The organism is Moraxella oculi (assembly GCF_023336735.1).
Lineage (GTDB): Bacteria > Pseudomonadota > Gammaproteobacteria > Pseudomonadales > Moraxellaceae > Moraxella > Moraxella oculi.
In genome coordinates, this window is sequence record NZ_JAMBAQ010000006.1 from 1 (window position 1) to 21,328 (window position 21,328).

Here is a 21,328-nt window from a genome sequence, read left to right on the forward strand (position 1 = left end):
CAATCGCAGCAGTTAGTGTGGTTTTACCATGGTCAACGTGACCGATGGTGCCTACATTTACGTGTGGTTTGTTGCGTTCGAACTTGGCTTTGGCCATAAGTATGTCCTCATGTTGTTTAAAAAATAAAATAACGCTGTCATTATTTTATCGAACCATCTAGCAAATTATTTGCTATATCTTTCTTATTATAACACACAACCAAGTGTTTGCAACCATCAAACAAGCTTTCATGACTTTTGTTGGAGTGAAAAACCACAAAAAAAGTCGCCATCAGCAATCGCATGGCTAAACCCAACCATCATGTTACACCCCAAACTCATCAGGCATATTTATATAGGTTCACAGCCATCAACACCCAGTCCTTTGGTTGATCGACTGGGTTTTTTTCTGACTGTTATGGCTTAAAAAGCATATCGCCCCATGACAGATATGTCGCTCTTTGATTTTTTGCTTGATACACATTGTTTTTCACAAGTTTTTAAAGGCGTGGTTATCAAATCTGGTAAATTGGTAAAGCCCCAGCCACATGACAAGGGGCTTTTGCTTTACCATCATGATTCCACAAAATCATTGGCTGATTGAGCATGAATCGGCAATTAGCAATCAATGCTCTCGTGTTGCATGGAATGACACCTCAGGATAGCGTTCTTGCATGAGTTGCAGATTAACACGACTTGGTGCCAAATAAGTCAGATGACCGCCACCATCAACTGATAGCTGATCGTGTGCTTTTTTCTTAAATTTTTCAAAAGCAATTTTATCATCACAATGAACCCAGCGTACTGTGGCGATAGAAACAGGCTCAAAACTACATTGGACCTTGTATTCTTCGAGCAAACGATGTGCCACCACCTCAAATTGCAAAACACCCACCGCCCCTAAAATCAAATCGTTATTGATTTGTGGCATGAATACTTGCGTCGCCCCCTCTTCGGATAACTGCTGCAACCCTTTTTGGAGCTGCTTAGATTTTAAAGGATCTTTTAATACCACACGACGAAACAACTCTGGAGCAAAGTGTGGAATTCCTGTGAAATTTAAGGTTTCTCCACTCGTGAAACTGTCGCCAATCTGAATCGTGCCATGATTGTGCAATCCGATGATATCGCCAGCATAAGCCTCTTCTAGCGTTTCACGATCACCTGCCAAGAACATCAATGCGTCTGAAACTCGCACTTCTTTACCAATGCGGACATGATTCATCTTCATGCCTCGTTCATAACGACCTGAACAGATGCGCATAAAGGCGACACGATCTCGGTGCTTAGGGTCCATATTAGCTTGAATTTTAAAGACAAATCCTGAAAAATTTGACTCATCAGCACAAACCACACGCTCAACGGCTGTACGGTCTTTTGGGGGCGGAGCATAACGGGTCAACACATCTAAAATCATATTAACACCAAAATTTCCTAACGCCGTACCAAACAGCACGGGAGTTTGGCGACCTGCTAAAAATTCTGTCTCATCCCAGTCCTCAAAGGCCATCTGAGCAAGCTCAAGACCTTCGATAAAGTCATTCCACATCAATTCGCCCAAGCGTTCTTTAATGTCGTCATGATCATAGCCATCACGGACTTCTATGTCAGTGATCTGCGAACCAAAACCTTTTTTATAAAAGTAGGTCTTTTCTTCTAGCAAATGATACACGCCAACAAAATCTTGTCCCATGCCGATTGGATAGGCAAACGGAACGCACTTGATTTTTAGGACACTTTCAATTTCATCAAGCAACTCTAGAGGGTTTTTGATTTCACGGTCCAATTTATTGACAAATGAGATGATGGGCGTGTCACGCATGCGACATACTTCCATGAGTTTGATGGTACGCTCCTCCACACCTTTTGCACCATCAATCACCATCAAAGCACTGTCCACCGCTGTCAGTGTGCGGTAGGTATCTTCACTAAAATCAGCGTGGCCAGGAGTGTCCAATAGATTCACCATACAGTCAGCATAGGGGAACTGCATGACTGAAGTTGTGATGGAAATGCCACGCTCTTGCTCCATGCTCATCCAGTCAGAAGTGGCATGTTTGTCAGTCTTACGGCTCTTAACCTCACCTGCCTTTTGAATGACTTGTCCCCAAAGTAGCAGTTTTTCCGTCATGGTGGTCTTACCCGCATCGGGGTGACTGATAATAGCAAAAGTTCTACGGGCGTTGATTTGTTGCGTTAGGTTTGTCATGGTGTTATTTCGTTTTTATCTCATCAAATTTGAATCGTAATTATACCATGTTTTTGCTTGGATAATTAACATGGGCAAGATGAATGGGTATTTTTATGTCAGCACTTCCCCAAAAGCGGTGCTTTTTGGTTATAATAGGTCAAAAGTTTTTATCTTGACACAATCATCATGACCGACTATCAGCACATTCCCAACCTTGCCACCTTTGACACCACTATCATTGATGCCACCCGTCCACCTGTCATTCTTGTAGATGGCTCTTATTATTTGTTTCGTTGTTTTCATGGTACGCCTCCATTGACGAACCAAGCTGGTCTGCCCACCAATGCCATTCGTGGCGTGCTAAGCGCCTTAACCAGACTTATTAGAAAATATCAGCCCACTCACATGGCTGTTACCTTTGATACCAAATCACCCACCTTTCGCCATCAGCTGTCTAAGGCTTATAAGGCTCACCGCCCACCAATGGACGAGGATTTGAAGGTTCAAATTCCTTATGTTCATCAAATGATTGAAAATTTAGGCATACCACTCATTAAGATTGATGGTTTTGAAGCTGACGACATCATCGGCACACTTGCCCATACTGCTTGCCAGCATGGTTATCCTGTGGTGATCTCTACGGGAGATAAGGATATGGCACAGCTTGTTAATGACTGCGTGGTCTTAGAAGACAGCTTTAAAAATAAGGTCATGAACACTCACGGTGTTTTTGAAAAATTTGGCGTATCAAATGCTCAAATGGCTGATTTTTTGACTTTGATGGGCGATGCTTCCGATGGCATTGCAGGCATTCCAAAAATTGGGCAAAAAACAGCCGCTAAATTACTCAACGAGTATGGCGACATTGATGGTATTTTGGCAAATGTGGCAGAAATCAAGGGCGTGGTTGGTAAAAATTTGATTGAGTATGCCGACACCATTCCCCTAAATCGCACGCTGGCAACCATTGTTACCAATCTGACATTACCCATCTCATTTGATGAACTTAGACTTGATAACAGCCAATCTGCAAAAGTCGCACGCGCCGAACGACTGTATTCTCTTTTTTCTCAATTGGAATTTAAAAAAGAAATGGCAGAACAGTTTGATCTGTTGGCACTGACCACGGTCAAATCTAGGCATGATGACCGTGATGATGGCGTGCCTAATGTGTCTGACAAAGAGTTTGAGCATCAAGATTTGACGGCACTGACATCACAAGAAGCATCTCCTTTAGAGGTGCGATCTTTACCACTCAAAACACCACATTATCAAACCATTACAGATAAAGATGAGTTTTTGATGCTGGTTGAGAGATTAAAATCCATGCCTTATTTTGCCATTGATACCGAAACTACGGATTTGGATTGGCAAAAGGCAAAGCTGGTCGGAATCTCCATTGCAACAACCAATTATGAAGGGTATTATATTCCAGTGGGTCATACAGGTGATTTTGACATTTTAATTGAAAATCAGCTGGATAAAACCTTTGTCCTAAATGCCCTAAAACCCCTATTGCAAGATCAAAGTATTGGTAAAATCGGTCAGCACCTCAAATACGACAGCCACATACTTAAAAAGCACGACATCAATTTGTCTGGTTGGCACATGGATACCATGCTGGCAAGCTATGTGATTAACTCTGTAGCAACCCGCCACAATATGGATGATTTGTCCAATCATTATTTGGGTGTTGCTACCACTACTTTTGCAGAAGTTGCTGGCAAAGGGGTTAAGCAGATCACTTTTGACAAAGTGGCACTTGATCAGGCAAGTCATTACGCTTGTGAAGACGCAGACATCACATTTAGGTTATACAGTGTGTTTGATGACTATCTACAACAAGACAAAAATGCCAGACAGTTACTCACACACCTAGAAATGCCGACTGCCAAAATTCTCACCCAGATGGAGCATGACGGCATCTTGATTCATACGGATTTTTTAAGTCAATTATCGCTTGTTTTTGACAATCAAATCAATCAGCTTGAACATCGGGCTTTTGAATTGGCAGGCGAGAAGTTTAATGTTGCCAGTCCAAAACAGCTGGGTGAGATTTTATTCGACAAGTTGGGTGTTAAGGGGGGCAAAAAAACCAAAACAGGTCAATACTCAACATCAGAGGCGGTGCTTGCTAAGATTGACCATCCTCTTGTGGAAGTTGTGCTTGAACATCGTAGCCTCTCAAAACTTAAAAGCACCTACACAGACGCACTTGTCAAGGCATGTGATGAGCATGGCAGAGTGCATACAAGCTATCATCAAGCATTGACTAGCACAGGCAGACTGTCATCAAGCGACCCCAATCTACAAAATATTCCCATACGCACCGATACAGGGCGACTGATTCGCCAAGCATTCATCGCACCCAAGGGACGAGTCATCATGGCAGCAGATTATTCACAAATCGAATTGCGACTGATGGCACATTTTAGTGGTGATGAAGGCTTAATTCATGCGTTTAATAATGATTTGGATATTCACACCGCCACCGCCAGTGAAATCATGGGCAAAGAGTTGCATGAGGTTACCTCCAGTGAAAGACGCTCTGCAAAGGCAGTGAATTTCGGTCTGTTATATGGCATGGGGGTGTTTGGTCTTGCAAAACAGCTGGGTGTAACCAATGATGTTGCCAAAGAATACATTCAGCGATATTTTGCTCGTTATCCTGCGATTCATGACTATATGGAAAACACCAAAACGCATGCCAAAGATGAAGGATATGTTACCACCATTCTAGGTCGTAAATTGTACACTCCTGATATCCATTCATCAAACGCCATGATACGCCAAGCTGCACAAAGAGCCAGTATCAACGCCCCATTACAGGGTTCAGCAGCAGAGATCATCAAGCTTGCAATGATTGCCGTTGATAAAGTTTTGCCCAAGCAGTACGGCAAGTTGTTATTACAAGTCCATGATGAGTTGGTATTTGAAATCGATGCTGACAAAGCGGATGAGATTGGCAAGCTTATTAAGAACGCCATGCAAAATGTGCTGACAGTAACGGCAAAAGAACTTGGTTGGCGGGTGGCGTTTTCTGTGCCACTCGTGGTAGAAATTGGTGTGGGTGAGAATTGGGATAAAGCACATTGATTGAGCTTTGGGCATGTGCCATCAATCAACATGGCAACCACCCACAGATGGGCAGCAAATCCAGTGATGGGTTGTCTGCATGCCATGCTTAAAAACATGGAATAAGCCTGATTTTTACTGTTATTGTATGGTCGCATGGGCTTATGATAAAATTAATCACTCACTACTTGACCAAAAAAATCATTGCCAATCATTGGGATTTGCAGTCAGTGAAAGTGTTTTTTGATTAAGTATTTTTTTGATAGAAAATTTGATAGAAAAAAAGGACAAATGATGATCACTCAAGATGAATTTAATGAATTGGTGAAGCAGGGATACACACACATTCCGCTGATAAAAAAACGCTTGATGGATGATGCCACGCCTGTGTCAGTCTTTGCCAATTTGCGTCAGTTTTTTTCATCTGCCTATTTGTTTGAATCAGTGGTGGGCGGTGAACGCTGGGCAAGATATTCAATGATTGGACTTGGGTCTCATATAACGATTCAATACCATGAGGGTCAAGTGGTCGTCAAAGATGGACGATTGGATGAAATCACCACACACGCCCAAAATCCGTTCGATTTCATTCGTTCATTCATGGCAAAATACAAGACGCCTAACAATCAGCAACTGCCTGATTTGCCAGTGTTTAGCGGTGGTCTTGTGGGGTATTTTGGTCATGACATGATTCGAGTGATTGAGCCATCTGTTGGCATGTCAGATGCACCCAATCTTTTAAAGTTGCCTGATATGTGGCTGACACTATCTGATCAAGTAGTGGTATTTGACAACCTTGAGCATACACTATCTGTTGTGGTATATGCCGACGCCACAATTAAGGATGGTTATAAAAAAGCGTTAAAAAATCTTGCCATCATTGAAAATTTACTCTCACACAAGCCTGATTTGACCGTCAAAAAACAGCCCTTTCCGCATTTTGTATCACAGACAGGTCAAAATAAATTCTGCCTTGATGTTAAGCACATCAAAGAATACATCAAAGCAGGAGATGTCATGCAGGTAGTTCCCGCACAGCGACTGTCTGCTGAGTTTGAGGGAGATCCTTTGGCGGTGTATCGAGCCTTACGATACCTAAACCCTTCTCCATACTTATTTTTGATACAAGGTGAGTTGGTGAATGATGAGCCGTTTCACATCGTGGGGGCGTCGCCTGAGATTCTCTCTCGTATTGAGACGGTGGGTGATGAGCGTAAAGTTACCGTGCGACCTTTGGCAGGGACTCGTCGTCGAGGCGTGGATGCGGCAGAAGATTTGGCACTAGAAGCCGAGCTACTCTCCGACCAAAAAGAAATCGCTGAACATCTGATGCTCATTGACTTAGGGCGTAATGACATCGGCAAGGTGTGCGACATTGGCACGGTAAAAGTAACCGACAAGATGTTTATTGAGCGTTATTCACAAGTCATGCACATCGCCAGCAACGTAGAAGGTGTGGTGTCGGCTGATAAGGACGCTTTGGATGTGTTCTGTGCGACATTCCCAGCAGGCACGCTGTCAGGAGCTCCCAAAATCCGAGCCATGCAAATCATCGATGAGGTTGAGCCTGTTCGCCGTAGCGTGTTTGGTGGGGCGGTGGGCTATCTGGGCTGGTCGGGCAATATGGATACCGCCATCGCCATTCGCACCGCCGTGCTAAAAGACGGGCAAGTCCATATCCAAGCAGGGGCAGGCGTGGTGGCGGACTCCGACCCCGTGGCAGAGTGGGACGAAACCAACAAAAAGGCATTGGCAATCGTCAAGGCGGTGGAAATGGCGTGCGGGGGGCTTTTGGTTTAAATTTAGGTAAAAAACCTTTGCGATGAAGCAAAGGTTTTTTTGTTTAGTAGACTTCTTTCCAAACCCTGATTTTTGTGGATTTTTAAAAACTTCAACCCCAATACTCATAAGGGTTTATTTTTAGTTTGGAAAGAGGTCTAGTATAATTTGGCTAAAAAATCTGCTATTGAGCTTGCCAAAAATTCAATATCATCAGTCTCATGTCTCCAATACACAATTTGATTGTCATGCAAGCAAATGAGATTGCCAGAAGGTGTGTTGGCAATGGGTATTAAATTTTTGATATTGGTTTCAATATCTAGAAAGTCGTAAATGTTCTCGGTATCTTCTGGATTAAAAGAGAGAAGTTTTTTAAACTGACACTCTTTTTCGGTTGTTGTATCAAAGGTATCGAGATTTGGTCTGCCATTATTAAATTGCTCAACAACAAACTTCAAATCATTTGGCAGGGAATAACCATAGGTTTGTTCAAAATTACCGATTGAGTCTTTGTTTGTTAGAGGCTTTACGTATTTCCAAGAAAGATTGTTCATGTATTTGCTCCTATGTTAGCGATTGTCTGTACCGCCACCCCAAATGGCTCTACCGCCAGTATGTCCCGTTCTATGAGTGTCGGTATCCACTAATTGCATTTTGCCTGTGTCTTCATGATGATGCCATGTATATCCATCAGGGGTGTCGCCATTTTTAATTTGCTCTAATTGTTCAGGGGTGAATTTCTTGGCAAATTCAGGGGCGCTATCCACCTTATTTTTAAGTTGTTTATTACATTCGGCGAACTGTTTTTTATCCGATGACTGCAACATATCATCAGGTAATTGAGCATCAAATTCAGAATCAAATACAGGTACAACCACTCTCACATCTTCACCGTTTTCATCCTTGACAATCTTTTCAACAAACGGCACGCCAGTAATGGGATGAACATCCCCTGCCAGACTTTGATTTCGGCAGATGATTGTGCGAGCTTCCTGATTATCAGGTTTGTTGTCTGTATTTTCGGAAGTATCTATGGAGTCAGGGTTGTTTTCAGGCTCTTTTAACTTCACATCTTCATGGAGTGTGGAGCTGTTTTCTGCATCTGATATCCTTTGAGCCTGCTCGCCATTTATAGGGTTGATATTTCTTCCCCAAGGCTCGTCGCTTTTAAACCTGTCCAATACCGAGCTGGTTTTACCTAGCTCTTTACCTAGGGTTTCTTGTAGGGCTTTTGCAAGTTCTATCATGCAATCATCTCCTGTTTTTCTTGTTGGGATTTTTGCCATGTTTGCACCCAATCTTGTTGTAGTATTTCAAAAATACTATTATTTGGGTGAATATGTGTCAATAATAGTTGCTGATGTAGGGCATTTAGTTCATGTTCTGACTCAGCTTTATGGAAATTTTGCAACATTTCTTTTCTAATGCCAAGTACAGAAACAAATAAATTGGTTAAATCTGTTCCGTCATGCCAAATAGAAGTTTTGTCGGTATCGCTAATTTCTTTAATGGATTTTAATAGACCAATTTTATACACAATTGGTAAATTAAATTTTTGAATACCCTTCTTTAGTGCTTGTAAGTCAAATTGCTCGGTTTGCCCTAATTTTTGTGAAAAAATCAGACGAGCTAATTGTGTATTAAAGGTTCTCTTATCCAATAAATCAGTTGGCGAAGCTTGATAACGATATGGCTTTTCTTCATTATCGCAATGACTTACTTTACATAACACAGGTTCTAGCCAATCATTTTGATAGACAACTGCAACTCCTTTTGGCAGTTTGGCGATTTCTTCTAGTTGTTCTTCATTGACAGCTGATGCCTTGCCCACCAGACGGCGGTCGGCTTCATCAGGCAGACGCATGACAATTTTGGTATTTGTGTTGCGAATGGCAGACATATCCACAGCATTGGGAGATTGGTCGGCAATGATAAAGCCCTCGCCATAAGTACGCATTTCAGCAATGGAATTTGACAGCATTTCTACAGCTTTTCCTGCCACATTCGCCCCTTCACTGCTTTGTTCGGTGGACGTGCGTTTTAGGATATTATGAGCTTCTTCTATGACGGTAACGTGTCGCAGTGGAGCGTTCATCTCGCCATAAGACATGCGGTATTCGTTTAGTCTCATGACCAAAATCCCCATAATGAGAGATTTGGTTTCTTGTGAACCCACTCGGCTCAAATCCACAATGACATTACTATCAAACAAGAGGTTGTTGTCAATTTCATCGCTACTAAAAATTTGCCCGTTAAGCCCATTAGTAAGGGACTTAACACGAGTAACGAGCGAGCCAATGTAGTTGCTTTTAACTTCTTCTGAAAAAGCAGATGACTCAATCACACGCTCCAACATGGCAAGCAAATCCACAAAACTTGAAAAAAAACCATCGCCATATTGATTGGTAGAGAGTTCCAAATCCCAACCCGCCAACTCATAAGCCCCAAGCATGGCGTCTTTTAGTACAGCAGGCATGGCGGCATACATCGGCCAGCAGACATTAAAAATCTCTACCAAGCGGTCAATATGCTCCAATACATGAATACCTTGTGGGAATTTAAATGGATTGATTTTTAGCAACTGAGCTTGCGTGGGATTTGTGCCAAATACGCTGACATCGTCTCTATGACCAAAAATGTGCTTATATTCGCCTTTGGCAGGTTCGATGACCATAAAACTGACATTGTTGCGATTTAGCTCGTTTAATATCTGATAAACGGTATTGCTTTTGCCCGCCCCTGTTGAGCCTGTGATAAAAACATGGCTTGACAGTTTATTGATGTCCAAAGCAACCTTTTGAGGTAAGTCATTCCATAAATGACGGATATTGCCAAGATTAACAAATTTTTCGGCAGTTTCACTCTCGCCATTGACCGTCTGAATGCGTCTGCCAAAGGCTTGGGCTTCTACAACCGATACAGTAGATGTGGAGCGACGTGGCAAACTAAGCTGTATCGCCATTTCTTTGCCTGATACCAACGTGGCAGGTGTTAGATAATCAATGCCAAGACTGCTTGAAAAATCAGCACTTAGACGGGGGTGTGAGAGATTGGCAAGCCAAGGCAAAATTTTGCTACTTTCTTCGTTTTTCCAAGTAGTTAGGGCAAAATCCTCGCTATTGGAGTTGTTGCCACGCATCAGTCCCAAAAAGATACTGGCAAGCGAGCGAGAGTCGGCAGAGGTGTCTCCAATAAAGTAAGCAGCACTTTGCCAGCCACCATAACGGCGAGCTTCGTCCACACGTTCTAGATGATGATCGACTTGTTTGAGCAATTGCTCAATTGTCTTGTCGGTCATCTCAAGCGTGATTTGCCGATTTGTTCCTTGTGTGCCTGTTTGTCCTAGACTTTCATTGGTAGAAGTGGTATTGGTCTGGGTTTGAGTGCTAGATTGTGCGGTGCTGTAAGATGTTCCTGTGGTTACACCTGTGCTTTTGGAATAAGATGAGCCTGTGGTGTTGCTGTTGGATGTATTGGTTGAAGTGGTCTTGTTAAATGCACTACCTAATGTTCCACCTAAACTTGCACCCAATCCTGCCCCCAAAGGTCCTCCCAAAACAAATCCAATCCCCGCTCCAATTCCTGTGCCAGCAATCATGCCTGCCTTGCTAGTGGTCGTGGGTGATGAGGTGCTATAAGAGTAACTATCGGTCTTGCTTGAGTTGGTACCATAAGTTACAGTATTTGTTTCACTTGTATTGGTGCCATTGGTTTCGGTAAGCCCTAGGCTTGTGCCGAGTGATTCGCTAAGTCCTTGACTGAGTGTCAAACTCACACTTTCGCTTTGATTTTCGCCAAAAGAGAGGGATTGTTTGAGTAGTGGGGAGAGCTGTGTTGCAACGCCTTCGTAGCCTATACGAATCTTATCAAGCTGTCCACTGCCAACAGGCTCTGCCAAGATAAGGGCTTGGTATTCGCGGCCTTCGGCAGCATCAATGAATTTTTCTAGCCCCTGCATGAAGTGTTCACGTTCTTCTACGGACAATGAAGGAACGCCTGTTACGGCAGTAACAGAAGGGGTAATGTTGTTTTTGGTGGTGGCAATGCCATCAAGCAGACCCAAAGTCTTGTCATTCATGGGTTTTAGAGAGCTGCCTGAAAAATGCCCATGAAATGCTTTTTGTAGCAGTTCCCCCGCTGCCAAACCTTGTGTTTTTTTCGGCTGACCTCTAACACCAAGATAGATGTCGGTTTCTATACCATTGCTATTTAGTAGTAAAAAAACCGAATAGCCTGCCACGCCCAATGCGGTATAGCCTGCTGTCAAACTCTCCAAAACGGATTGTTTGTTTTCTAGGACAATCCGTTCTAGCTTAAATAGCCTAACATCGCCATGAGTATTTATTTTTTCGTTAGGGTAGGACATCATGAGACGAGCAGGACAGCTACTAAGCATGGGTAGATAGCTTTTGTTTAGTAGTTGCTGTCCGTTAATCAAGCTCACCAGTGCCTTTTCATGAATTTCATTGGCGGATTGTGTGGCTGGTAGAGTATTGCTCATCGTTATAGCCCCTTATTATCTTTTGCCAAACAGACCAAGCACCCAGCCCAAAATGTCTCCACCAATTTTTTTGGCAGCTTCGCAAAAACGACATACCAAGCCTTTATCCTCTTCTTCTTGATAAGAAGTTGAATGGGTGTTTTGAGAATGTGTAGAGGTACTGGCAGTCTGATGGCTGTCGGCAGTATTCGTGCTTGTTTGTGATTTTGGTGTGGTGCTTGGCGATGGTGCAGGTCGAGGCTTGGCAACTTGAATCTGCTGAAAGTCTTTATCACCACGCTTTAAAAGGGTCTCACGCACATTGATAAGGTGAAACAATCTTTCTAAGGTAAAATTTTGAGAAAGATATGTCTGTTGGTTTAAAAAATAGTCCAAATTCCAGTTATTGGTATTACTATCCATTTCCTGTAAAAAAGCAGAATCTTCTGTCTCGTCAAAAACATTAGGAGTGCTTTCATAAACCACCCAAGCACAACAAATCACATCTTTAATGCTTATGCGTCTATTATTTAGAATTGAGATTAAATCATTGCGAATTTTGCCAATATCGCCACTTTGTAAAAAACCTGCCAAACGTTCAGGTAGCTCAAAGCCTGTTAAGTCAGGTTTGGCAATGCTTGGTGTGGTAGGGGCGACTGTTTGCGATTCTTTTGTGGACACTGGTGTTTCATGGGGTGTAGGGCTGGATAATTCCTCTTGATAAACTGGTGTTGCCTCCAAGTTTTGTGCTTGTAGATGTTGTTTCACCTCAATTAAATGGCGAATAAGCTCATGAGAAAAATACTGGGGAGCGTCAAAGCTGAATTTTGAATCAAAATACTCCCACTCCCAGCGATGTTGATGAGCTTCCAATGTTACCACGTCAGGATTGAAAGCCTGAAAAACATCAGGCTGGTTTGATTGGAGTTGTTCGTATTGACGCTGGTTGTCTTGATATGAGACTGCATGGTTTTTTAGTGAGTCAATAAAAGCTTTTTTATCTAGACTGGTCATAATATATTCCTTATAGGGCTAATAGGTTGTTTAATTTAGACTTGAACTCATGAATTTTTGCCAGTTGGTTTTTAGCTTCGGCAATTTGTTCTTCAAGCGTTGCTTTGTCTTGAATTTTGGCGTTAAGTTCATTTATGATTTCGTCAAACTTGACATTAAACTCACCTTCCATAAATTCTGTAAATCGACGGGCGAATTGCTCGGTATCTGCTTCAATCTTGTGGCGAGCTTGCTTGGTTAGGTTGTTAAAATGCTCGGTAATCTCAAACTCACGGTTATCCCACAGCTTATCGGCATCTACGCTCTCTTCACGGCGTTCTTGGGTTTCATAGACATCTACTTCTCGGTACTTTGTTTCGTACACATCTTCACGACTGCCCCAGCTAAATGGATTGTACCATTTGGAAGTGGAGCGAGTGCCTGTTTTTTCACGATAAGATTCTTGTTTGGTGCCGACTTTTACCCGCTCTTTGGTAATTTTGACATCAACTTCATCGCTCTCAAGTCCCAAATTTGTCATGGTGGCGATATATTTAACCTCATCTTGCAATCCCTCCAAGATAGAGGGGGGTACGCCTTTAATGTCAGTAAAGATATTTTTGACTTGCTCTTCAAATACCTTGTGCAACACTTGTTTGGTGTGTTGCTGTGAAGCCTCGATGACGTTGTCAAGCTCATTGATAAGGCGATTGGACTCAAAAGTAATGGTATTGGTAAGATTGCGAATCCGTCTCTCCGCCTGTGATTTGGTCATGGTCTCCCCACTGCCAACAAATTCATCTTGGAATTGGAATATTTGTTTACGAATTTGCATCTCAATGTTTTGAAATGATTTGATCGCCTCTGGGGATTGCAAGGATTTTTTGTCTTGGATAACTTTATCCATTTTTGCTTTGGCTTTCGCCCCAGCATCTTTGTTGGCGGTTAGATCACTCAGTTGTCTTTGAACTTCATTAAGCTGACTCTCATGCTCCCCTAGGCTTTCTACGATTTTGGGCTGATTGCTACTCATCTCAATGGCTTTTTGCAGAGCTTGGTAGGCTCTATTGACACGGTTAGGCAGATTGTATTTATCGATATATTCATCTATCATGGATTCAATGGCGGGGACTCCACTTTTTTGTAGAACGGCTGAGAGTTTTTTGTCATTGAGATTCTTGCGAGCCGATGAACTAAGTGTCATGTATTGGACAAAGTCCATAGACGGCTCTGCATTAAACGAAACTTCCATACCGCTTAGGTCGCCACTTTCTTTGCGAGTTAGGCTATCTGGATTATTCTCTCTTTTTCTAAGCAGGCGTGTTAGGTTGGCGGAGACAGGATAGATTTGCGGGTTTTCAATCCCATTTTTTTGTAAGTATATACGAACTCTTTCTAAGGCTTTTTCTACACTCTCACCTGCTTCAGGATCAAAAGTGTCCATTTTATTTACCACAAAGATAAAGCGGTCTTTGGATTGTTTACCTCCTTGTTGCATGAGTTCTGAAATTTTAGATAAAACCCGTTGGTCATCTTCTACACCAAGTTGGGTGGCATTCAAAACATATAAAATCAAAGGATTGCGAACAGAATCCTGAATATAACTCATGGTAACACGACTATGCTCGGGGTCTTGGCTGTTATTTGGACCGGGGGTATCTGTGAGTACAAGGCGTACATGTTCACGTTCCTTGATACCGATGATGTTACCCTCTAACTTAATGAGTTTGGTATCTGCTTTTGAGTTCCACTCTTTGAGTGTGTCTAGCGTTACGATTTGTCCATTCTCAATAATCTCATCATTTTTATTGATACGACTACCAACAAATTCTCCAAGTGGCATATTGTCATTATCGGTAATCTGAGCAATGGTAGCAGTTGTTGCTTCATTGGCAGCAGGCAATAAATCGCAACCTAACATAGCATTGATGAGCGTGGATTTGCCTGCTGACATGGTGGCGGCAACATAGACATCAAAGTCCTTATTTAGAGCAGCTTCAAAATCACGATGAATCATACTCTCAGGATTATTGATTTTATCTTTAAATAGGGGGTGGTTTTGAGCTTCGCTCATAAGATTTTGCATTTCTTCTAAGCGGTCAATGCTATCCTTGGTGGTTAGGTGGTCTATTTTGATGTTTAGACCTTGTTTATTTGCCTCCAAGGCAGCAGCTTTGACGTCCAAAAAATCTGCTTCCACGCCTTTAAATACCACATCAAAATGAATGGCACTATTTAAAATATGATGAAGGGCGGGGAATAGCTCTTCTACCCACAGTTGCAGGCGACGATTTTGGTTGGTTTCAAAAAATGAACCTTCTGGTGTACTGCCATTGATTTTAAAAGTGGTTTCAACAGTAAAGGGGTTGTGTTCAATGTAAATATGATTGCTCATGGTGGTTTCCTTGGTAGATTTAGTGTTTGAGCTAGGCTCGGGTATGGACTGCTTGGGCTTGCTTGGCTTGCAACGTTGCAGTGTTTTGTTAGTAGTATCTATAAGGCTAGAAGACTTCTGCTTTTGAGAGTTGCTGTGCTTGTGAGGTTTGGCTTGGATTGATGCCAGGTCATTTTTACGCTCTCTTGTTTTCATTTGTAAAAGCTCAGAAGCAATCCCAATGCCATTTTGATAAATAACTTTTTTGAGGTCTTGACTGTTGGTGCTTACAGTCCCATTAATGATCAAGTTTTGAGCTTTTGATGGCTTGGACCTGTTTTTCATCTTCCTTTTTTGTTGCTTTTTGCGATAGCTTGCATACTTTTTTTTCACACTCCCCATTTTTCTTAAAATGTTCCGCTTGATTTTTTCATTAATGGCGGCATGATGAATAAAACTGTTGTTTTGATCATCCAAAGCCATTTTCAAATCAGAACGTTGAGAGCGGGTCAATGATTGATTGTTTAATGCTTTATTGGCAGCCAAGGCATTTTTGGCACAGACAGGAATAATGATAGGATTTTTAAAACCCAAGTTAGTTAAGTAACTGTTGGCATTATTCATAATGCCAGATAGGGTTTCGCCTTTTTCTGGGTCTAGACGGTCGGCTTTATTGAGTAAGAATATAATTTCTTTATGTGAGTCTTTTGCTAATGATTCTTTGATTTTTTCAAGTAAGTATCGGTCATCGTTAACACCAAGTTGAGTGGCATTCAGTATGTATAGTATTAAGCCATAATTACCGTCATCAATAATCTCCATGGTGAGTTTTTCATGATTGTCATCTTGACTATTGTTTGGTCCGGGAGTGTCGTACAATACAAGTTCGAACTTGTCGTTATGTAAGGCTTGAATGTCGCCTACCAAATCAATGAGTTTAATTTGTCTGTTTTCATTCCAGTCCTTAAGGGTTTGAGCATCGATATCGTATTGTTCGTACAATAAACTGTACTGATATGAATATGCTTTTCCAATAAAACAAGGGGAATTATCCTTATCATGGATACGGGTAATGGTGGCAGTTGTAGCCTCATTGGCAGAACGAAGTAGTTCCATGCCGATAAGAGAATTGATAACAGTGGTTTTGCCAGCACTCATGGTGGCAACCACAATAACCTCAAATAAATTATCTTTACTCATAGATATCCTTTTAAGTTAAATAAGACCTCAATTCACCCTCCAACCTATCCTGCCATTCTTTTGGCTCGATTATGGTCAAATGCGGTATCCAACACCGTATAATGGGCGATAATTCATCATAATGCCAAACCGTGCTTTGTATAAGCCAGTCGCCATTGGCTTGTTTGGGTAAAATCTGTCTTTGCTGAAAATAGGATATGACCTTTGAACTGACATTGATAAGAACGGTCATCTCTTTTTGCCCTAGCCAAATACTATCATCGTTATCGATGAGTGAATCAATCTCTTCATTGCATTCAAAACACTCTTTACTGATGGCCAAGTCATTAATCTTGCTCAGTCGATAGCTTTTTAATTTTTCGTTTTCAATGCCCATCAAATACCAAAACCCTTCTTTGAAAATCAATTTGTAAGGATGAATGGTGCGTTTTTTATCACCATAACAGCAGTGTATGACTCGGCATTCGGCAATGGCGGTATTCAGCCGCCTCATTAATTCATCGAATATTTGACCATTTTCGTAAGTATGGTGATAAATGTGATATGTGCTTTGTGATTTCTTCTGAAGCAATGCTTTTAAGAAACGGATATCCATACTTGGCAACAAGTTGTGAACACCAATAAGCCTGATAAGATCGCTCAATTCCTTATGAGTTAGAGTAAAAGGATGCTGTGTATTATTCAAATACACCACTCCACGCTCACGCACCAACGGTAGATGGCGTTCTATGCGAGTCAAATCACGGTTGATCGTTTTATTGCACACGCCATACTCGTCTGCCAGCACCTTAAGATTTAAGCGCTCCTTGTTATTTAGGCGGATAAAAATGTCAGCAAATCTATCCGCAAGTCGTTCATGCTTATTGCTCATATGTTTGTAAATTTTTTTACTGTTACATTTTATAACAAAAAATGGTGATTCTTAACCATTGATTGTACCTTTTTTGAGTAAATGGGTCAATATGGTGTAAATACTTAACCATGACTAGAAGTATTCACACCAACCAAATGATCGCTTTGCGAACATGGCTACAGGATGCGCGCATCTCTCAAAAATTACCCATGCGTACTCTTGCCGAAAGATTAGATCGTCCACACTCATTTGTTCAGAGGGTGGAAAATGGCGATCGTCGTCTCGATGTGGTAGAATTCGTCGAGTACTGCCAGGCTCTTAATATTGATCCTAGAGCAGGGCTTGAACTGGTTCTTTGCATAGAATAAATGATGTGTTGGACAGGTTGCGTCCCCAATCTTAAAAATATTTCTCATTAGTTTAAAAAAAATTGCTTGGTAGTAATTTGATGACTGTATGGGTGATGAATTGAGGCAGATGGACTGGCTGACTAAAGCAAAAATGTCCAGCATTTGACATTTGCATCACCCATTCACGCAAGTCAACCAGATAAAATTATTATATAAAAAACAATGGGTTATAAAATTATTAAAATTTTTTAAAAAAATGGCTTGCATAATCTAAAATTTGTGTTATTATACGCACCACTTAGGAAATACCGCCGGCTTAGCTCAGTTGGTAGAGCAACTGACTTGTAATCAGTAGGTCGCCAGTTCGATTCCGGCAGCCGGCACCATCCTAAAATCTTTCAGGTCAAGCCCAAGCAAATGGGCTTAATCTTTTAAAAGACCATTAAAAGATATGCCTGTACCACTTGGTGGGGTTGGGGAGCGGTCAAACCCAACAGACTGTAACTCTGTCGCGAAAGCTTCGAAGGTTCGAATCCTTCCCCCACCACCATTATTCCCTGCCTAATATTTGCTACCCTGCGGGTGTAGTTTAGTGGTAGAACTTCAGCCTTCCAAGCTGATAGTGCGGGTTCGATTCCCGCCACCCGCTCCATTAATGAATATGCTCTTATAGCTCAGCGGTAGAGCACTCCCTTGGTAAGGGAGAGGTCTCGAGTTCAATTCTCGATAAGAGCTCCATATTGCACCCCTTGTAGCCTAAGAGCCAAGGGGTTTGTTTTTATCTGTATAAAATAACCCCTCAGTTTTGTATTTTTTTGGTAAAAATAAGTCAAGCAAGTAGCGTTTGTACCAAAATAGGTTGATGACTTCTTGCCTGCCCTATCAGTTTTGAAGAGGTTTGTATGCGGATTGGAACCGTCAGAAAAAAATTGTCATTTGCTGGTGTTGGATTGGTTTGTTTGACAGCCTTAATCGTCATGGGATTTTTTGCTGTACAACCATCTCACTCCATGACTGTTGAAGTTTGGAAAGATCCAAATTGTGGCTGTTGCTCTAAATGGGTGGCCTATATGCAAAGGAATGGCTTTTCGGTCAAATCACATGACACAGGCAATCAAAAAATCCAGCATGATGCTGGCATACCCGATGATCATCGTTCTTGTCATACAGCGATTGTGGCAGGTTATGCAGTCGAAGGTCATGTCCCTGCTCAAGACATCAAGCGTTTGTTGGATCAAAAACCTGATGCAATCGGCTTATCAGTTCCTGGCATGGTGATTGGTACACCAGGCATGGACGATGCCGTCTACCAAGGCAGACAAGACCCTTATAAGGTTTTTTTATTAAATAACAATGGTAATCACGAAGTATTTGCCGCTTATTGAATGCTTTAATGACAGTGATGTTGTCAGTTAAACTGACCGAATGGCTCAAGGATACCGCATCAAAACTGGGCAGTAACATCTCTACATGACACCCCACCTCAGTCAAAGCATCATCATTCAAATCAGAGCCATCAAATTAGCAAATTAGGTTGGTAATAGGGTCAGCTTAAACTAAAAGACAACCAAAATACACATACAGGTTGTCTTTTTAGCAGAAGTTGATGAACGATCGCACAGTCCAAACTTGTTCGTGTGCGTCAAATTGACAATAGTCAAAAGTGGAACAGCTTGAAATAAGAGTATTTTTTTTGAGTGGCTTAACACCCTTATGACAAGCACTTCGATAAAGCAAAGAATGCCCCCTAGGAACACTGCCCCCTACTCTAAAAAAGAATAGGGGATGACATATTACAAAGTAAGCTCGCCAATATCCGCCACCGTCAAAAACAGCTCTCGCACTTGCTTTAACAGTGCCAAGCGGTTGGCTTTTAAGTTAGCATCATCGGCATTGACCATCACATTGTCAAAAAAGGCGGTGAGTGGTTCATCTAAACTCACAAGGGTTTTTAAAACGCCTTCATAATCGGCTTTTTCAAGTAGCGGTTGGCACGCTGTTTGAGAATTGACAAGAGCAGTAAATAAAGCCTTTTCTGCCGTTTCCACAAGCAGATTGTCATCAATGCTTGCTTTAATTTCGCCATCGGCTTTTGCCAAAATGTTACCCACTCGTTTGTTGTTTTGTGCCAAAGTTTTGGCAGACGGTTCGGACTTAAACCGCTCCACCGCCCAAATGCGTTCATCAAAATCAAGAGGCATATGCGGATTAATCGCTTGCACCGCCAAAATGCCATCCACACCCACGCCACGCTCTTCATACATCGCCCGATAGCGTGCACCCACAAATTCCATCACATCGGTAAAAGTCTTATCAAGATTGGGTAATTTGTCGCCATAATTTTTAATGGCTTGCTCAATGAGTGCCACAAGATTTAAGGGAATTTTCTTTTCAATTAAAATTCTCAAAATCCCAATACTGGCACGGCGTAGGCTAAACGGGTCTTTGGAACCTGTTGGCACTTGCCCAATCCCAAAAATGCCCACCAGCGTATCCAAACGGTCAGCGAGTGCCAAACACACACCAATGTCGGTTTTGGGCAATTCATCGCCTGCAAAGCGTGGCAAGTACTGCTCGGCAATACTTTCTGCCACTTCACTTGGCTCATTGTTAAGCCGTGCATAATAAGTGCCTGCAATGCCTTGCAATTCTGGAAATTCACCCACCAGAGTACTTGCCAAATCGCATTTTGAGAGTAACCCTGCTCGTGTGGCATTGTCCACATTGGCGTGTATTTGCGTGGCGATAAAGGCAGATAATTTGGCAATGCGTTCACACTTTTCCCAAATTGTGCCAAGTTTGTCTTGAAAAATGCGTGTTTTTAGGTTTTCAGACAAGGCAAACAAGGGGCGTTTTTGGTCTTGCAAAAAGAAAAACTGGGCATCCTCTAGGCGTGGGCGTACCACTTTTTCATTGCCTGCAATTACGGCAGACTTGTCCTTGCTGTCAATGTTGCTGATAAAGATGAAATAAGGCTGTAATTTTCCGTCTTTGGTCAAGCAAAAATACTTTTGGTCAGCTTGCATCGTGCTGATTAATGCTTCTTGTGGCACGCTTAAAAATTTCTCATCAAAGCTTGCTCTCATTGCCACAGGATAATCCACAAGGGCGGTAACCTCATCCAATAAATCAGCAGGCACAATGGCATCTGCCCCCACTTCATCGGATAGCCGACTGACTTGCTCAACAATGCTGGCTTGGCGTTTGGCAAAATCGGCAACAACTTGATGATTTTCAAGCAATTTTTCGTAATTATCAGCCTTGCCAAGCTCAAAAAACTCTGGCGAATGAAAGCGGTGTCCACAAGTTTGCTTACCAGTTTTTAGTCCTTGAATGGTGGCATCAATGACCGTGTCATCACGCATCAAAACCACCCACTTGACAGGTCGCACAAATTCGTGCCTGTCCGCCCCACTTCGCATCCGTTTGGCAATCGGTAGCTCATCAAGGGCTTTTTGAATAAGATGTGGCAAGATATCGTCCACTTTTTCGCCTTTAACGGTCAGCTCATAGCCGATGTACTCGCCTTTTTTGTCAGATATGGTGATTAAGTCGTCTTTGGTTACATTCAGCCCTTGCGAATTTAAGCCCTGCAAAAAGCCCTGCCCTGCTTTTGTCAGCTCGCCTGCTTCATCAAAACTTACCTTGATGCTCGGACCTTTTTTAGTCTCGGTCTTGTCAGGTGTATCGTTGGCAACATTAAAAATCTGCACCGCCAAACGCCGTGGAGCAGAAAACGACCTAATCTCATCAAAGACGATATTTTGCTCGCCCAATGATTGGGTAAGATTGTCTTGCAAGGCGTTTTTCAAGGTTTTGAGTGATTTTGGTGGCAACTCTTCACAGCCAAGTTCAAATAAAATAGTGTTCATAATTTACCTGATGAATTAAATTTTAATAGTATGTTAATATGGGGTGTCTATGCCTGGGTGGTGAGTATCACGCCAGCTTATTTTTGGGCATATAAAAAAGTTTGAAAAATAGGCGAATTGCACATCATCTACTTCAAGCTCTTTTATTCACCAATGCCGTCCAAATATGTCCCACATTCCCC

General features: G+C 42.1%; 13 protein-coding genes and 4 tRNA genes. 8 read left to right on the plus strand and 9 right to left on the minus strand.

Annotation, left to right across the window (positions count from 1 at the left end):
• On the minus strand, positions 1-97 hold a 97-nt coding region (locus M2R47_RS04050), incomplete at its 3' end, for a GTP-binding protein (protein WP_079393000.1).
• Between the two features lie 507 nt (positions 98-604).
• Entirely contained in the window at positions 605-2,188 is a 1,584-nt protein-coding gene (locus tag M2R47_RS04055) for a peptide chain release factor 3 (RefSeq protein WP_249099347.1), read from the minus strand.
• Positions 2,189-2,356: 168 nt separating this feature from the next.
• On the opposite strand from M2R47_RS04055, the gene polA reads away from it, so the two are divergent.
• Both polA and M2R47_RS04065 read left to right on the plus strand, forming a co-directional pair.
• Positions 2,357-5,266 (plus strand): DNA polymerase I, encoded by a 2,910-nt coding sequence (gene polA / locus M2R47_RS04060; RefSeq protein WP_249099348.1) that lies wholly within the window; start codon positions 2,357-2,359, stop codon positions 5,264-5,266.
• A gap of 273 nt (positions 5,267-5,539) precedes the next feature.
• On the plus strand, positions 5,540-7,045 hold the full coding sequence (locus tag M2R47_RS04065; RefSeq protein WP_249099571.1) for an anthranilate synthase component I family protein: 1,506 nt from the start codon (positions 5,540-5,542) through the stop codon (positions 7,043-7,045).
• Between the two features lie 137 nt (positions 7,046-7,182).
• On the opposite strand, the gene M2R47_RS04070 is transcribed toward M2R47_RS04065, so the two are convergent.
• From M2R47_RS04070 to M2R47_RS04095, 6 genes are read right to left on the minus strand one after another with little or no spacing between them, the layout of a single operon-like run.
• The gene (locus tag M2R47_RS04070; protein WP_249099350.1) at positions 7,183-7,578 is read right to left on the minus strand and encodes an SMI1/KNR4 family protein; all 396 of its coding nucleotides are present in this window, start codon (positions 7,576-7,578) and stop codon (positions 7,183-7,185) included.
• A 15-nt stretch (positions 7,579-7,593) separates the two neighbouring features.
• Positions 7,594-8,310 carry an HNH endonuclease gene (locus M2R47_RS04075; RefSeq protein ID WP_249099354.1) on the minus strand — a complete coding sequence of 239 codons (717 nt, stop codon included), beginning with the start codon at positions 8,308-8,310 and terminating at the stop codon, positions 7,594-7,596.
• Entirely contained in the window at positions 8,268-11,525 is a 3,258-nt protein-coding gene (locus tag M2R47_RS04080) for an ATP-binding protein (RefSeq protein WP_249099356.1), read from the minus strand. The genes M2R47_RS04075 and M2R47_RS04080 overlap by 43 nt, the downstream gene beginning before the upstream one ends.
• A gap of 15 nt (positions 11,526-11,540) precedes the next feature.
• Complete coding sequence (locus M2R47_RS04085) at positions 11,541-12,518, minus strand: hypothetical protein (protein WP_249099361.1); 978 nt, start codon at positions 12,516-12,518, stop codon at positions 11,541-11,543.
• A gap of 10 nt (positions 12,519-12,528) precedes the next feature.
• Positions 12,529-16,071: a dynamin family protein gene (locus M2R47_RS04090; RefSeq protein WP_249099364.1), complete on the minus strand. Its 3,543-nt coding sequence runs from the start codon at positions 16,069-16,071 to the stop codon at positions 12,529-12,531.
• A 10-nt stretch (positions 16,072-16,081) separates the two neighbouring features.
• A complete protein-coding gene (locus M2R47_RS04095) occupies positions 16,082-16,942 on the minus strand; it encodes a helix-turn-helix transcriptional regulator (protein ID WP_249099367.1) in 861 nt (286 codons plus the stop codon).
• A gap of 110 nt (positions 16,943-17,052) precedes the next feature.
• Between M2R47_RS04095 and M2R47_RS04100 the strand changes: the two genes are divergently transcribed.
• From M2R47_RS04100 to M2R47_RS04125, 6 genes are all read left to right on the plus strand, one after another.
• On the plus strand, positions 17,053-17,292 hold the full coding sequence (locus M2R47_RS04100; RefSeq protein ID WP_249099374.1) for a helix-turn-helix domain-containing protein: 240 nt from the start codon (positions 17,053-17,055) through the stop codon (positions 17,290-17,292).
• Between the two features lie 292 nt (positions 17,293-17,584).
• Positions 17,585-17,660, plus strand: a tRNA-Thr gene (locus M2R47_RS04105).
• Between the two features lie 80 nt (positions 17,661-17,740).
• Positions 17,741-17,824 (plus strand) — tRNA-Tyr (locus M2R47_RS04110).
• Positions 17,825-17,852: 28 nt separating this feature from the next.
• Positions 17,853-17,926: transfer RNA gene (locus M2R47_RS04115), tRNA-Gly, on the plus strand.
• 11 nt (positions 17,927-17,937) lie between these two features.
• Positions 17,938-18,012: transfer RNA gene (locus M2R47_RS04120), tRNA-Thr, on the plus strand.
• Positions 18,013-18,176: 164 nt separating this feature from the next.
• Positions 18,177-18,659, plus strand: coding sequence for a DUF411 domain-containing protein (locus tag M2R47_RS04125; protein WP_249099376.1), 483 nt, complete (start codon positions 18,177-18,179; stop codon positions 18,657-18,659).
• 408 nt (positions 18,660-19,067) lie between these two features.
• Here M2R47_RS04125 and glyS read toward each other — a convergent pair whose 3' ends face one another.
• Positions 19,068-21,146 (minus strand): glycine--tRNA ligase subunit beta, encoded by a 2,079-nt coding sequence (gene glyS / locus M2R47_RS04130; RefSeq protein WP_249099378.1) that lies wholly within the window; start codon positions 21,144-21,146, stop codon positions 19,068-19,070.
• Positions 21,147-21,328: the final 182 nt, after the last annotated feature.